We start from the raw sequence: 13,485 nt of genomic DNA on the forward strand, positions 1-13,485 counted from the left end.
TCGTTTCGTCTTTACTATCAATAAGATAGTATCATATTTGCTTTCCCTCTTACGAACTCAAGCGGTGGCTGACAAACTGAACTGTATTACGTGTGTTGGGGAGTCCACCAGATAATCGCGCTGACCATTTCATCCGCAGGAATTGCCAGCATGCCATCGCGTTTCACCAGCCAGGAAGCGAGAAGCTCGTGTAGTTCAGTGCGTGTAGCTTCGTCTTGTAGCAGGATCAAATGCTCTGCCAACTCTTCTACGGCTATATCGAGCGAGGGGAAACGCATGCTCCCTGGCGTCTTTACAATGTCCACGTTGGCATAGATGCCCATTTCGTACAGTACAGCCAGCGCATCAATATATCCGGGTTGCTGTTGGCGCGCATCCCCATGAAAGTGCTGCCAGAGCGGAGCGGTGAAGGCGTCAAAGTGCAGTGCTCGCATATAGAGATAGCAGGATTGACGAGCGGCGGCAGACAATTTTGCGAGAAACGTATCAACTTCGCGAATGGGATAGAGCACGTGGCTACAGATGACAATATCGGCTTGAATATCAGAAGGAGCGTCCTGCCAGGTGGTGGGAACAGTGGAAATATTGGCGAGACCCTGAGCGCTTGCCTCCTGCTCCAGATAGCTCAACATGGCAGCATTTGGCTCGACGGCGATGACTTGCCTCACCAATGGCGCGAGGGCCAGAGTGAAGCGCCCGGTTCCTGCACCCACATCGAGGACCGTTGTGTCTGGTATGACAATCTGGCTAAGTTTCTGGAAGAAGGGATCGCTGGCTGTTCGCGCGCGCGTTGCACGGTGGTAGCCCTGCGCTCTGCGATTCCAGTAGTCGGCGCTGCTACTGCCAATCTCAGCGTAGGCTGCATCCATCTGTTGTGCCCGTGCGTCGATTAAAGATTTCCAGCGTTCAATTGCGTTTTGCATACATGCCTCGTTACAGATAAAATAGAAGAAACAGAACCCTGCTCTGTAGGGGCGTGCGCTGAGAACCCGTCTATCGTGCCCTTACCGATAAAGATATGATACACTATCACAGCAGGTAGCAGGTTTATGAAATACCCCTTTTATTGTGAAAAAGTTCACACAGGGCACGATCATGACCGGATCTATTCTCCATGCTCGCTCTTGCCACCATTATTGGCAAGGAGAGGAGCGGCTCTCTATCAAGACCTTCTTCTCCGGGCGCGTGTTCTATGCGGCTGGTGGAGGCATTCATGCCGTTGATCCTCAATCGTATCTGGTGCTGAATTACGGCCAACCCTACACCATCGCGATCGATTCTGCCTCTCCAGTCGAGTCTTTCTGTCTCTTTTTCGATCCTGGTCTTGCTGAGGAGGTCTATCATAGCATGACCTCTAAACCTGAGCGCCTCCTTGCCTTGCCTGAGCCACCAGCCAGGTCAGCAATTCACTTCTTTGAGCGCATCTATCCCCACGATGATCTGCTCACCCCGGCTTTATTGCAGCTACGAACGGCTGTAATGTTGTGTCCCCTGGAGCATGATTGGCTAAACGAACAATTTCATAGTATCATGCAACGCTTACTTCAGGTCCATTTCAATGTCTGGCGAGAAGTTGAGATGCTTCCCGCTGTGCGTGCTGCAACTCGTGAGGAGATCTATCGGCGGCTCTATCGAGCGAAAGATTATGCCGATGCACTGTTTGACACACCGCTTACGCTGCATGAACTGGCAGATGTTGCGGCCCTCTCGCCCAATCACTTTTTGCGCACCTTCAAGCAAGCTTTTCGACAAACGCCCTACCAATATATCGTGAGCAAGCGTGTAGAGAGAGCGCAGGTGCTTCTACTGCATAGCGATTTGTCGGTAACAGACATCTGTTTCTCGGTTGGCTTTGAGAGTCTCGGCTCCTTTAGCTGGCTCTTTAGGCGTCGCGTTGGTCTCTCGCCTGATCGTTTTCGGCGTCAGGGTAGAAGTTAAGTGCTCAAAAAAGGTGATTTTGGAGAAGCAGACGCGTTTCGCCTCTGGCATACTGGTTGAGAAACTTTTACACTGGAAGGAAAGAGGCAATGGAAAAGAAAGCAGCTATAGAGGCAGAATTGGTGAAAGATTTTGTGGCACAGGCACATGGAGATTTGCAGCGCGTGCGGACGTTATTGGAGCAAGAACCAGGACTGATCCATGCTGCCTGGGATTGGGGTGGAGGTGATTGGGAGACTGCGCTAGGCGCAGCCGCGCATATGGGCAGGCGTGATATCACCCTCTATTTGTTAGAGAAAGGTGCAAGGATGGATCTTTTCACAGCAGCTATGCTCGGCGAACTGGCGATTGTCCGCGCTGTTCTGGCTGCCTTTCCTCAAATGCGTCATCAACGCGGTCCGCATGGTATCCCTCTATTGAGTCATGCACAGAAGGGAGGCAAGGAGGCCGAGGCAGTAGTGGCGTTCCTGGAATCTTTGGATGTAACGCCGTAATATCATTGTCAGTCTGCCCTCACCAGAACATCACGCAAGACACAGGCGTTATTGTGCTCGCTATCTTTCGCGGCAAAGAGGAGCGTAAGTGATCCCTGTTCAGCAATCTGGTGGAGCTTCTCTAGTGCTGCCTGTTGCTCAGGTAAGTGTAGCTCAGCTTCATAGCGTTGGCGAAACTCGGCAAATTTTGCCGGATCATGCTGGAACCACTTGCGCAGTTCGTTGCTGGGGGCTATCTCTTTGAGCCAGAGATCGATGGCGGCGTTTTCCTTCTTGACGCCGCGTGGCCAGAGCCGATCCACCAGAACTCGCTTCCCATCATTCGGCCCTGGCTCGTCATAGATGCGTTTGATTGCTATTGTTTGCCTGCTCATACATACCGTCCTCTTCCATTAGATAGCTCTCTATTCTTCTATAGAATAGAACGTATGCAGACGAGTGGCGGCGACAATTATCGAAACGTAACCAGCGGAGACGGCTAGCTCTCCGGTGAAGCGGCTGGTCTGTTGCCCCAGAAGGTCATATAATGCCACATGCCGCGAAAATCCGGGGCGTGCATTTCAATGAGCGTTTGCTGATAAATTTGCTCGTACTCTTCCTCTGAGATAGCTCCCGATTTGATGATGAAAGGTTTCGACTGTATGTAAGCGATCTCTGTATTGCGATAAATGTCGGCCCAGGCTTCGCAGTCGGCGGAGTATTCCAGGGCGTGAAGTGCCTGTTGCATGTGAGTATAGCCGGCGTGACGCATCATCCAGGGAATTGTGTGCGTCATGCCGAGCGTGCGGCCATTGGGAGAGAAGCCATAGCCGACGCGCCAAAGTGCCTGGCAACACACCTCACATAATTGTTCCAGCGCCGGGCTACTGCTCATGCCCATCTCGACCAGTTCGGTGAGACGCAGCACACCACCAGGCCGCAAAATGCGAGTACATTCGGCAATAAAAGATCCCCAGGAGTCGCGGGGCAGGACGCCAAACAGGAAGCGAGCATTCACCAGATCAAAGGAGGCGTCGGGAAAGTCGAGTGGTTCAGCAATGTTCATAACGCCAAACGAGGCGTTGGTCAGTTGCTGGGTGCGCGCTCGCGCGTTGGCATAGTCCACCATGATGCGGCTGATATCGACGCCCGCCACTTCCATATGCGGATATGTAAATGCTGTGTCTAAGACCCAACCGCCGGGTCCACAGCCGAGATCGAGTACGTCATGAAATAACTTAGGGTCAGCAATGCCAACCAGCACGCCGCCCATTCCCTTTGTTATAAATCGATCCAGGTGGATCAATCGGGCCATTTCGGTTGGACTCTCTGAATCCAGAAGATAGGTATTTTCTGCCGGTTGATCGGTTGCCATCGGGCTTCTTCCCCTCATAAATGAGCGAGCGTAGAAAAATAATGTAGATTGCTGCTTTCCTGTTGAAATGGCTCTAGCAGCCTGGGTATTGCTTGCAGTATACAGCATGCCAGAAAATTGCACAAGTTACTTTAAAATAAGTACAGTTTATTGGCGCAATCTCGGGCGAATGTTGATATTTGGTTCGACGGGCTGTTGCCCCGCCATAAGCATATCAAGCATAGAGAACATGGCCTGTGCTAAAAGCGCAGGATCATATTCGATGACCGTCATATTTTTTGTGCGGCCAAAGAGGATAGGCGAGCCAGCGTTGGCGTGAGTAACAAGTTTGATATCACGTCCCGGGCGGATGCCCAGCTCTTCAAAAGCCACCAGCGCGCCATCCGTCATCATATCGTTAGAGATTACCAGCCCATCGGGTTGCGTGCTAACCGGCCCCTCGAAGACTTCATGGGCCAGCAGATAGCCCTGTTCTTGCAGCGAGAGCGATGTCTGCGAAGGGGGCGTATGTGGAATACGGATCAATTCAGGGTAAAGCGTTTTTTTATGCTCCTGAAGAAGTTGGCGAAACAAGTGTACATCGCCCATCTTTTCTAATGGATGTGAGGCCACGTTATAGGCCCACCAGCCCATTTTTTTGCAATTCTGGTGGATCAGTGTCTCGGTTGCTAGGCGGCCAAACTCATCGCTATCGAGAGAAATGGTCCACTCGCCCCCGCCTGCGAAGGTCACGCAGGGGATCGTGCCTCCGTTGAGCAGACCCGCCCTGCCGGTCTGTATCCCAACGGCCAGCACTCCATCGACGCGTTCTGCCTGCAACATCGCCTCTACCGATGCCGGAACCGAATATTCAGGATCATCGGTCTGTTTCACCAGGTGAAAGGTGCAAATCTCATCTTTAAAGGTGCTTCTTTGCAGCGCCTCCTGTTCTAATTGCACCCAGAGCATGCTCCAGAACGGTGAAGCGGGCGCGGCGAAGCTCTGTGAAGAGACAAGGATATGGATAGATTTATGATAGATCCTGGGCGAAACAAAGATTCCCTGTCGCCGTTTTGTATAGATAACATGTTCGGCCTCTAACAGCATCAGGGCTTCACGGAGTGTGACGCGTGTTGTTGCCAGCTCCTCACACAGCGCGCGCACCGTTGGGAGTTGTGCTCCTGGCCCCTTCTCCAGTGCCAGGGCGCGTAGGCGCTGGCAGAGTTCCTCGACTTTGGTATCGGCGTGTGCAGTTTTAATCGCCATAAATATATTGAGTCCTTAAATATTCACTGTATCGCGCGTACAACATTGGGAGAGATGTGATATTCATCATAGCAAATTTAATGGAAACAGACCATAGGATAGCTGTGCTTACGCTGTACTAGGACAAGTATAGAGGGTGGTAGTGCCCTTGTCAAGCTCATTTTTGTTCTCTGGCCGAAAATTTTCCATCTTCTACTGCTATTCTTCATATTTTATAGGGATGGAAGAAAAATAGTGCTCTTTTTGTCAGTTTCACCGACAAGGACTTGACAGGAAGAAAACGTTTATTCTATACTTGGACTAGTTCACGATGCTCTCTTAATTCTACGTTCTCTAATTTCTATTTGTCTGATCTGACGTTACATCCCTGTTATAGTCACCTCGACCAAAAGCACATATTTGGGATAGCAGACTCGACTTTGCGTAGAAGCATTGTCTGTTTGTACACAAGATCAATGATAGACGGAGGGAAAAGCTCTCCACAAACCCTGACACATGTTCGATGAAGAGCAATCAAGGCACACTGAATCGGTTTCTTTTTCAAGCAAAGGAGCGGATCATCATGGACTTCTCATCCCGTTTCAGTCGGCGCACTTTTGTCAAGACGGCAGTTACAACAGCGGAGGCAGCAACGCTAGTGGGCGTGCTGGCGGCCTGTGGGGCTGCATCGGGGACTGGCGGCACGTCCTCAAGTACCATCACGCTCACCTATTGGGACTGGTATGTGAGCCAGGCTCCCTGGGTTGATAACGAGATCAAGCTGTTCCAGCAGGCCCATCCTGATATCAAGATCAAAAAGATCACGCAGGGGACCGAGGACTATGATAACCTCTACGCCTTAGCCTTCAAGAGCCACAACGCGCCCGATATCGCAATGATCCCTCAGAAGCCGAAAACCAACATTCAGGTCTCGCAGGGCTGGTTTATGCCGATTGATAAGTGGGCCAACAACACCTGGAAAGCGCGTTTCCCCGCAGGTGTCTTACATGAAGGAACCAATACTTTTAACGGCAAGCTCTATTCTGCACCTCTAGCTGGCACCTCGCCCTGGGTGCAACTCTATATCAACAATAAAATTTTTCGTGATGCCGGGCTGGTCAATGGTGATGGGAGTATCAAACTGCCCAAAACCTGGGATGATGTGACCCATTTTGCCGAGACGATCACAAAAAAGAGTGGCGGTCATGTCTATGGGCTGGCCTTTGGCAACAGTGCCTTTAATTTGTTGCAATGGTGGATGCAGGTCTTTATTCTGGGGGCTGGCTCTCCTGGTGGTGCGTATGATCTGGATAGACGTGTTGGCAAATACACCTATGGCACGGATCGCAACTATACCGATTTTCTGACCCTTTTCAAAGAGTGGAAAACCAGAGGTTATTTCTATCCCAGTTCGATGAGCATCTCCGACGAGGTAGCGCGTGCCTATTTTGTGAGCGGCAAGTTTGGCATGACCGTTGGCGGCGTCTGGAACCAGGCCGAGTGGACGCAGCACAACTTCACTGATTATTCGCTGACGACGCTCATCTCGCCAACCGAAACACCGAAGGGCTATTTCCCGGTGACGCCTGGTAGCAATGGCAATGGCGTCTTCGTCGGTATCTCTTCGCAGACCAAACATCCCGATGAGGCCTGGGCCTGGTTCGACTGGCTCTATAGCGTCGAGGCTGGCAAGCGCTGGGTGCAGATGGGCGAGGATATCTCCATCTTTCCACAGAACAACGATCCGGCGCAGGTCAAGTTTAAGCCCTTTGCTCAGTTTGTCGGCCTCTCGAAGCTGACGATGAACGAACCTGATCCCAATGTGCGCAATCCGCAGACGGCCAACGTGGAATTGCAGGCGGTCAAGCCCGATATGGGCGATATCATAGCTGGCTTTTATACTGGCCAGATTGCGAATATTCAGTCTGCTCTTTCCGATCTGGCTGATCGTATGCAGAAGGCGCAGGATGATGCGATCAAGCAAGCGCAGCAGAAGGGCTATAAGGTTAGCGCGGCTGATTACACGTTCCCCGATTGGGATCTGACCAAACCGTATGTGACTAAACCGGCCCAAAGCTAGCTGTGATGGTCTTTGCATACCCCCCTCACAGCAGGAGAGAGAGATGTTGCTGTTTAACGTCTCTCTCTCCCCTTTGATCGATATAACCGGAAGGAACTTATTGCTTATGCAAGCACCAACGCTCACGGATACTCAGGAAGCTGTCGGCCAGCGTCGGCGGCATATCTCTCAGCGCACCCTCTGGCAGGAGATACGCGCCAATATCTGGTCGTATATCTACGTTACGCCGATGGTGGTGTTGCTGCTCGTGTTCGTCGTCTATCCTATTTTTGCCTCGCTGGGCTATACGTTCTATCAATGGAATGGCATCGGCGACCCCTCGAACTACGTTGGCCTCGATAATTTTGTGCGCGTCATTCACGACTCGTTTTTCTGGGGAGCCTTTCTCCACACGCTTGTCTATACTGTTGTGCTGGTGCCGATTCAGCTCGCGCTGGCCCTGGCCTTGGCGCTCGTGCTCAATAATCCTAAATTGCGCTTCGCCTCATTCTATCGCTCGGTCTATTTTATCCCTGCCGTAACCTCACCTGCTGTGATTGCAGTGGTCATCCAATTGATCTTTTCTAATCTGGGTGACAATGTAAATCAATTATTAGCCAACTTGCATATTACTCGTGAACATATTGACTGGTTGGGCGACCCACGTTTTGCGCTGGGCCTGATCATTGGAATTGGCATCTGGAATACGCTTGGCTATAATCTGGTCTACTTCCTTGCTGGCCTGCAAACTATCCCGGGAGAACTCTACGAGGCGGCTAGAATCGATGGAGCCAATAGCTTTGGTCGCTTCTTTTATATCACGATCCCCATGTTGCGTGCTGTTGGTCTGGTGATTGTCATTCTGGCAATCCTGGGCAGCCTTCAGGTCTTTGATCTGGTGTTGGTGCTGACAGATGGTGGCCCGTATAGTGCTACCGAGGTTGTCAACACCTACATCTATCATCAGGCGTTTGGCGGTTCTGCCCGTGCCGGTGTGCAACCAAACGTTGGTTTTGCCTCGGCAGCCTCGTTCTTCTATGGGTTAATTCTGTTGGGACTCTCCGTTGCCCAGGTGCTCATTTTCCGCTACATCAATCGCCAGCGTGCAGTTGAGCGCGGCCAATAAATAGGGAGGACTTTCATGGGTGTCTCTTCACTCTCGCGTGGACAACAAAAATCGGGTATTCTCTTCTATAAAGTTCGGCAGAAGGGGGCATTTGGGCTGACCCACCTCATTCTGCTGGTTGGCGGCATTATCTGGATGTATCCATTTCTCTGGATGCTGGGCAGTTCGCTCAAGACCAATGCCGATTTCTTCGATCAGGGACTCAATATTTTTCCGCGTCAGATTGAGTGGTCCAACTATCCCAATGCCTGGAACGAAGCCTCGTTTGGGCAATTCTTTGGCAATACCGTCATTGTCGCGGGATCAACTGTGATTCTCGTTTTGCTCTTTACGGCAATGGCTGGATATGCACTGGCGCGTACTGAGTTTCCAGGCAAGAAGTTGTTGCTCGGCCTGATTGCGCTGACCCTCTTTCTGCCTCACGGCTATACTATTTTGCCGGTCTTCGATCTGGTTCAGCATCTTGGCTTGTTGAACTCGTTGACATCAATTATTCTCGTACAGACGGCAGGTGGTATGGTATTCAGCACCTTTCTGTTTATGGGCTATTTCTCATCGATGGAGCGCGAGATCGAGGATGCCGCACGAGTTGATGGGGCCAACTTCAATCAGCGTTTCTGGATGGTGATGTTTCCCCTGGCCGGTCCCATGCTGGCGACGGTGGCACTGTTTACCTTTATCGGAGCCTGGAACAGCTTCTTTATCCCCCTTGTCTTCACGCTTGGCACACCTGAACTGCACACGCTGGCCGTTGGCATGTATGCCTTTATCGGCGAGAACAGCACCAACTGGACCTATCTGGCCGCCGGTTCGGTGATTACACTGGGACCGATCATGGTCGTCTTCGTGCTGCTACAACGCTATTTCATCAATGGCGTTGCTGGTGCAGTCAAGTCATAATTTCTCTTTTTTACTGCTATTTTCACAACTAAGGAGCATAGGAACATGGATTTGTCATCTCGTTTTACACGCCGCAATTTTGTGAAAACCGCTGCAACGACGGCAGGCGCGGCAACACTGGGAGGCGCTCTGGCCGCCTGTGGTAGTGGATCAGGGGCAGGTGGTAGCTCTTCAGGAACGATTACGCTCAACTATTGGGATTATTTTGTCAGTCAGGCTCCCTGGGTCGATAACGAAATCAAGCTCTTCGAGAAGGCCCACCCCAACATCAAGATCAAGAAGACGACGCAGTTGAACTCGTCCTACGCCAACCTCTATGCGCTGGCCGTAAAGAGCAAGAACACGCCCGATGTCGCGATGATCCCGCCGCAGCCAAACTTCAATATTCAGGTCGCCGATGGCTGGTTTCTACCCGTTGATAAATGGGCTGGCACATGGAAAGCGCAGTTTCCTGAAGGCACCTTCCACGAAGGTAACAACGTCTTTAACGGCAAGACCTATTCTGCGCCCATCTCTGGCGCAGCCCCTGGCTCCAGATCTACGTTCATAATAAGATCTTCCGCGATGCCGGACTGGTCAATAATGATGGCAGCGTCAAGTTGCCCAAAACCTGGGATGATGTGACCCATTTTTCTGAAGCGATCACGAAGAAGAGCGGAGGTCAGGTCTACGGATTGGGCTTCGGCAACAGTGGCGGTAGCCTGTTCCAGTGGTTCACCCATGTCTTTACGCTGGGGGCTGGAGCTGTTGGCGGCGGGTATACTATGGATTATCGCGTTGGTAAATACACTTATGCGACGGATCGCAACTATGCCGATTTCATAACGCTGATGAAGGAGTGGAAGACGAAAGGGTATATGTACCCCAACTCTGTGAGCATCTCCGACGAGGTGAGCCGGGCCTATTTCGAGCGCGGCAAGTACGGCATGACGATTGGCGGCGTCTGGAACCAGGCTGAATGGACGCAGCATAACTTCACCGACTACTCGCTGACAACGCTGATTTCGCCGACCGAAACGCCGAAGGGCTACTTCCCGACCAGTCCTGGCGGCACTCTCTGGGCTATTCCTGCCGCGACGAAGCATCCCGAGGAATCATGGCTCTGGTTTAGCTGGCTCTATGGCGTCGATGCAGGCAAGCGCTGGACGCAGACGTTCAACGAGGATCTCTCAGCCTTTCCTCAGAATAACGATCCTGCTCAGATCAAGTTCAAGCCCTTTGCGCAATTTGTTGGCCTTGCCAATCTCGCCAAGCCTGCACCCGATCCCAACATTCGCAATCCACAGACGGCCCATGTCGAGGTGCAGGCGGTCAAGCCCAATCTGGATGATGTCATCGCTGGCTATTACACCGGTCAGATTAAAGATCTTCAGTCCGCGCTCTCCGACATCCAGGCCAGGATGCAGAAGGCGCAGGATGATGGCGTCAAGACAGCGCAGCAGAAAGGCTACAAGGTTAGCCCCAGCGACTACATCTTCACCGATTGGAACCCAACCGAAGCCTACATCACCAAGCCCGCTCAGTAGCCCACTTTATTCGCTCCCTCGCGGCTGTTCTTGCAGCGCCAGCGAGGGACGCAGTTTGGCCAGCGCCTCCTGTTCGCGTGGACTGGAGATGGTGAGATCGTAGCTATCTTGCCGGACCGCTTCAAGATACTGATGGACCTTCTGCTCTGAGTAACCCAGACGAATGAGCGCCTGATCCAGCAGGGCCAGTCCACCCTCCAGCTCAGGATAGATCACAGAGGTTGCACCCAGTTCCGTCAACTGGCGCACATTATCTCTTGTTGCCGCTCGTGCCAGCAGCAACACGTCCGGGGCCACGCTATGGGCAGTGGCAACGGCGGTGGCGGCGGCAACTGCATCTGGTATCGTAATCACGACGGCTCGCGCTGTTGGTAGATGGGCGTGCAGGAGGATCTCCGAATCACCCGCGTCACCATAGAGCGTAGGGATGCCCTGTTGCCGTAGCTCCGCAACACGTCCCGCGTCCAGTTCCACCACCAGGAAGGAAACATCCAGGCGTGTCAGGACTTCAACGAGGTGTTGTCCAACTCGACCATAGCCGACGATGACCACGTGGTTGTGCTGTACTTCGTCAGTCAGTTCGGGCACTGGTGCATGGCGGTCTAGACGACGCCAGAGCGCAGGGGTGGAGCGTAAGCCTTTCTCGATCCAGGGTAGCCCCCAGAATATCAGGGGGTTGATGACGATGGAGAAGAGCGCTCCCATAAGCAGGAGTTGATACTGCTCTTGTGTCAACAGCTTTAATGCCAGCCCGGATTGCCCCACGAGAAAAGAGAATTCGCCGATCTGGTTGAGCGAGACGGCGAGGATCAGCATTGTACGAGCTGGACGCGCAAAGAACAGTCCAAGCACGAGGATGATCAGCGACTTGCCGATAATAATTAACGCAGCCAGCGAGAAGACTTCAGCGGGCCGTGTGACCAGTAAGAGCGGGTTGACCAGCATGCCTATTGAGACGAAGAAGAGGACGGCAAATGTCTCTCGAAAGGGCAATATTTCTATTTCCACCTGATGAGAGTACGCCGACTCGTTGACCACCACGCCCGCTAGAAAGGCTCCGAGCGCCAGCGAGACGCCAAATAGCGCCGCAGCTCCAAGCGCGGTGCCAAGCGTAATAACCACGACCGCCACGATAAACAATTCGCGTGAGCGGAAATGTACGATGTGCTGTAATGCCCAGGGGATGATGCGAATGCCGACAAATAGCATGATGGCGGCAAAGATCGCTGTCTTGAGCAAGGCCAGCCCCGCCGTCAGCCATATTGGTTGCGTGGATTGTGCAGAAAATGCTGGCAGTAGAACCAGGATGAGCACCGTCGCCAGATCTTCCTGTACCAGCCAACCAACCGCGACCTGCCCGGTCGTCGTGTTCAGTAAGCCGCGATCCATCAGATTGCGCAGCACGACGACGGTGCTGGCTACCGCGATGGATAGCCCCAGGACGACGCCAGATGCCAGTTCCCAGCCCCAGAATCGGGTGAGCAAGATCCCTAGCGAGGCGCAGATCAGCATTTGCAAGATGGCTCCCGGCAAAGCAATATCACGCACTGCCCATAGATCGCGCAATGAGAAGTGTAATCCCACGCCGAAGAGCAGAAAGATAATGCCCAGGTCGGCCAGTTCGCGAATAGTATGCTGATCGCCAACAAAGCCAGGTGTGAAGGGGCCGATGACGATCCCGGCCAGCAGATAGCCAACCAGTGCCGGGAGCTTGAGACGGCGCGCAATAATCCCGCCAACAAACGCTGCTACCAGAGCAACCGTAATATTGATTAAAATGGGGTAATCCTGCAATTTGCTCTCTCCTCTCTCCATGCCGCTAACCAATCAGGGTGGTCGTCTGCCCAGAGGAGAAGGCCATCGCTTGAGGAAAATACCATATCCGCAGAACAGACTATCTTGATGTTCAGGTGCTTTTTTACCACTATTACGTGTTGTGAACAGAGGATAGACAGACTCCGCTCACTGCCCTTTCAGCGTAACACAAAAATGTTGTCAAGAACAAATGCACTGATATGTTATAACAGCTTTACAATGGTCACGCCCTATATTTTGGAAAAGTAGTCGATCCTCCAAATTTCGTAGTCGAGCGATTTATCGCGGAAGGGGGGATTACGCCACGCGCTTCCGCGATAAATCGCTCGACTATGAAAGTGCAGGTGTTACAGAGTATCGTTGCCAAACATGGGGCCGAGGATGCTGGCTGCGCGAGCCAGCATTGTGGAGATCGGAGGGATGCGCAGCATGGGACGTAACATGGCCAGCGCATCACGAACGAAGGTGAGCGCATTGCTGGTTGTGGTTTGTCCCTCGCTACGATCCTGTAGCCAGAAAAGAATCAGAAGCAGGTGCAGGCCATAGAGGATTGTGGCTAGATCATCCTTTTGTTTCTCATGGGGAGCATCCTTTGCTCCTATTGCGACAACGGCGATGATGCTGCGACTTTTGCGGCGTATATGCGCGACCTGCTCTCCGAAGACGGCAACGCTGGAACGCGGATTGAGAGCCGCGCCGAAGAGAGCTGCGAGCGTTTCCCGGTAAGGAGCCATTAATGCGAAATGAGCCTGTGTTATCCGCTCAAAGCGTTCGACCAGCGTGCTTGCTGGTAGCGCCTTAACTTGCTCTTCCAGGTTTTGTACAAGCAACTGGTAGATTGCGAGCACCAGATCTTCTTTGCTGCTGAAATAGCGATATGCTAATCCGGGGGAGCATTCGGCGAGAGCCGCGATGTCGCGCATCGTCGTTTTTTCGTACCCTTTGCTGGCGAATAGCTCCATCGCGCTATCCTGAATGCGCTTCCGGGTTAACTCTGCTTTTTGTGTTTGTGTCTTTTTTATCTCCTGCGGTAAGTCCATACCAACTCC

At 52.4% G+C, this 13,485-nt stretch carries 13 protein-coding genes; 7 read left to right on the forward strand and 6 right to left on the reverse strand.

From position 1 onward, the window contains the following. Positions 1 to 86: 86 nt before the first annotated feature. A complete protein-coding gene (locus K3T83_RS26605) occupies positions 87 to 923 on the reverse strand; it encodes a class I SAM-dependent methyltransferase (protein ID WP_220205951.1) in 837 nt (278 codons plus the stop codon). Positions 924 to 1,095: 172 nt separating this feature from the next. Between K3T83_RS26605 and K3T83_RS26610 the strand changes: the two genes are divergently transcribed. After that, the gene (locus tag K3T83_RS26610; protein ID WP_220205952.1) at positions 1,096 to 1,938 is read left to right on the forward strand and encodes a helix-turn-helix domain-containing protein; all 843 of its coding nucleotides are present in this window, start codon (positions 1,096 to 1,098) and stop codon (positions 1,936 to 1,938) included. A gap of 89 nt (positions 1,939 to 2,027) precedes the next feature. After that, positions 2,028 to 2,432: an ankyrin repeat domain-containing protein gene (locus K3T83_RS26615; RefSeq protein ID WP_220205953.1), complete on the forward strand. Its 405-nt coding sequence runs from the start codon at positions 2,028 to 2,030 to the stop codon at positions 2,430 to 2,432. Positions 2,433 to 2,440: 8 nt separating this feature from the next. Here K3T83_RS26615 and K3T83_RS26620 read toward each other — a convergent pair whose 3' ends face one another. The 3 genes from K3T83_RS26620 to K3T83_RS26630 form a co-directional block, all read right to left on the reverse strand. Next, the gene (locus K3T83_RS26620; RefSeq protein ID WP_220205954.1) at positions 2,441 to 2,806 is read right to left on the reverse strand and encodes a DUF488 domain-containing protein; all 366 of its coding nucleotides are present in this window, start codon (positions 2,804 to 2,806) and stop codon (positions 2,441 to 2,443) included. A gap of 104 nt (positions 2,807 to 2,910) precedes the next feature. Next, on the reverse strand, positions 2,911 to 3,786 hold the full coding sequence (locus tag K3T83_RS26625) for a class I SAM-dependent methyltransferase (protein ID WP_220205955.1): 876 nt from the start codon (positions 3,784 to 3,786) through the stop codon (positions 2,911 to 2,913). 147 nt (positions 3,787 to 3,933) lie between these two features. Next, complete coding sequence (locus tag K3T83_RS26630) at positions 3,934 to 5,031, reverse strand: GntR family transcriptional regulator (protein ID WP_220205956.1); 1,098 nt, start codon at positions 5,029 to 5,031, stop codon at positions 3,934 to 3,936. 562 nt (positions 5,032 to 5,593) lie between these two features. Between K3T83_RS26630 and K3T83_RS26635 the strand changes: the two genes are divergently transcribed. The 5 genes from K3T83_RS26635 to K3T83_RS57320 all read left to right on the forward strand — a co-directional run bounded on the left by K3T83_RS26635 (position 5,594) and on the right by K3T83_RS57320 (position 10,621). Next, entirely contained in the window at positions 5,594 to 7,090 is a 1,497-nt protein-coding gene (locus tag K3T83_RS26635; RefSeq protein ID WP_220205957.1) for an ABC transporter substrate-binding protein, read from the forward strand. A 106-nt stretch (positions 7,091 to 7,196) separates the two neighbouring features. Next, on the forward strand, positions 7,197 to 8,195 hold the full coding sequence (locus K3T83_RS26640) for a carbohydrate ABC transporter permease (protein WP_220205958.1): 999 nt from the start codon (positions 7,197 to 7,199) through the stop codon (positions 8,193 to 8,195). A 15-nt stretch (positions 8,196 to 8,210) separates the two neighbouring features. Beyond that, on the forward strand, positions 8,211 to 9,095 hold the full coding sequence (locus K3T83_RS26645) for a carbohydrate ABC transporter permease (RefSeq protein ID WP_220205959.1): 885 nt from the start codon (positions 8,211 to 8,213) through the stop codon (positions 9,093 to 9,095). Between the two features lie 45 nt (positions 9,096 to 9,140). Continuing rightward, a complete protein-coding gene (locus K3T83_RS57315) occupies positions 9,141 to 9,719 on the forward strand; it encodes an extracellular solute-binding protein (RefSeq protein WP_220205960.1) in 579 nt (192 codons plus the stop codon). Then, positions 9,695 to 10,621 (forward strand): ABC transporter substrate-binding protein, encoded by a 927-nt coding sequence (locus K3T83_RS57320; RefSeq protein WP_268963479.1) that lies wholly within the window; start codon positions 9,695 to 9,697, stop codon positions 10,619 to 10,621. The genes K3T83_RS57315 and K3T83_RS57320 overlap by 25 nt, the downstream gene beginning before the upstream one ends. 6 nt (positions 10,622 to 10,627) lie before the next feature. Here K3T83_RS57320 and K3T83_RS26660 read toward each other — a convergent pair whose 3' ends face one another. Continuing rightward, positions 10,628 to 12,415 carry a cation:proton antiporter gene (locus K3T83_RS26660; RefSeq protein ID WP_220205961.1) on the reverse strand — a complete coding sequence of 596 codons (1,788 nt, stop codon included), beginning with the start codon at positions 12,413 to 12,415 and terminating at the stop codon, positions 10,628 to 10,630. A gap of 368 nt (positions 12,416 to 12,783) precedes the next feature. Beyond that, on the reverse strand, positions 12,784 to 13,476 hold the full coding sequence (locus tag K3T83_RS26665) for a TetR/AcrR family transcriptional regulator (RefSeq protein ID WP_220205962.1): 693 nt from the start codon (positions 13,474 to 13,476) through the stop codon (positions 12,784 to 12,786). Between the last annotated feature and the right edge of the window lie 9 nt (positions 13,477 to 13,485).

The organism is Reticulibacter mediterranei (assembly GCF_016587455.1).

Coding starts and splice junctions, on each gene's coding strand:
- K3T83_RS26665 (WP_220205962.1), bottom strand. CDS start 13,476: ATGGACTTACCGCAGGAGATAAAAAAGACACAAACACAAAAAGCAGAG.
- K3T83_RS26635 (WP_220205957.1), top strand. CDS start 5,594: ATGGACTTCTCATCCCGTTTCAGTCGGCGCACTTTTGTCAAGACGGCA.
- K3T83_RS26625 (WP_220205955.1), bottom strand. CDS start 3,786: ATGGCAACCGATCAACCGGCAGAAAATACCTATCTTCTGGATTCAGAG.
- K3T83_RS26645 (WP_220205959.1), top strand. CDS start 8,211: ATGGGTGTCTCTTCACTCTCGCGTGGACAACAAAAATCGGGTATTCTC.
- K3T83_RS26605 (WP_220205951.1), bottom strand. CDS start 923: ATGCAAAACGCAATTGAACGCTGGAAATCTTTAATCGACGCACGGGCA.
- K3T83_RS26610 (WP_220205952.1), top strand. CDS start 1,096: ATGACCGGATCTATTCTCCATGCTCGCTCTTGCCACCATTATTGGCAA.
- K3T83_RS57315 (WP_220205960.1), top strand. CDS start 9,141: ATGGATTTGTCATCTCGTTTTACACGCCGCAATTTTGTGAAAACCGCT.
- K3T83_RS26620 (WP_220205954.1), bottom strand. CDS start 2,806: ATGAGCAGGCAAACAATAGCAATCAAACGCATCTATGACGAGCCAGGG.
- K3T83_RS26640 (WP_220205958.1), top strand. CDS start 7,197: ATGCAAGCACCAACGCTCACGGATACTCAGGAAGCTGTCGGCCAGCGT.
- K3T83_RS26630 (WP_220205956.1), bottom strand. CDS start 5,031: ATGGCGATTAAAACTGCACACGCCGATACCAAAGTCGAGGAACTCTGC.
- K3T83_RS26615 (WP_220205953.1), top strand. CDS start 2,028: ATGGAAAAGAAAGCAGCTATAGAGGCAGAATTGGTGAAAGATTTTGTG.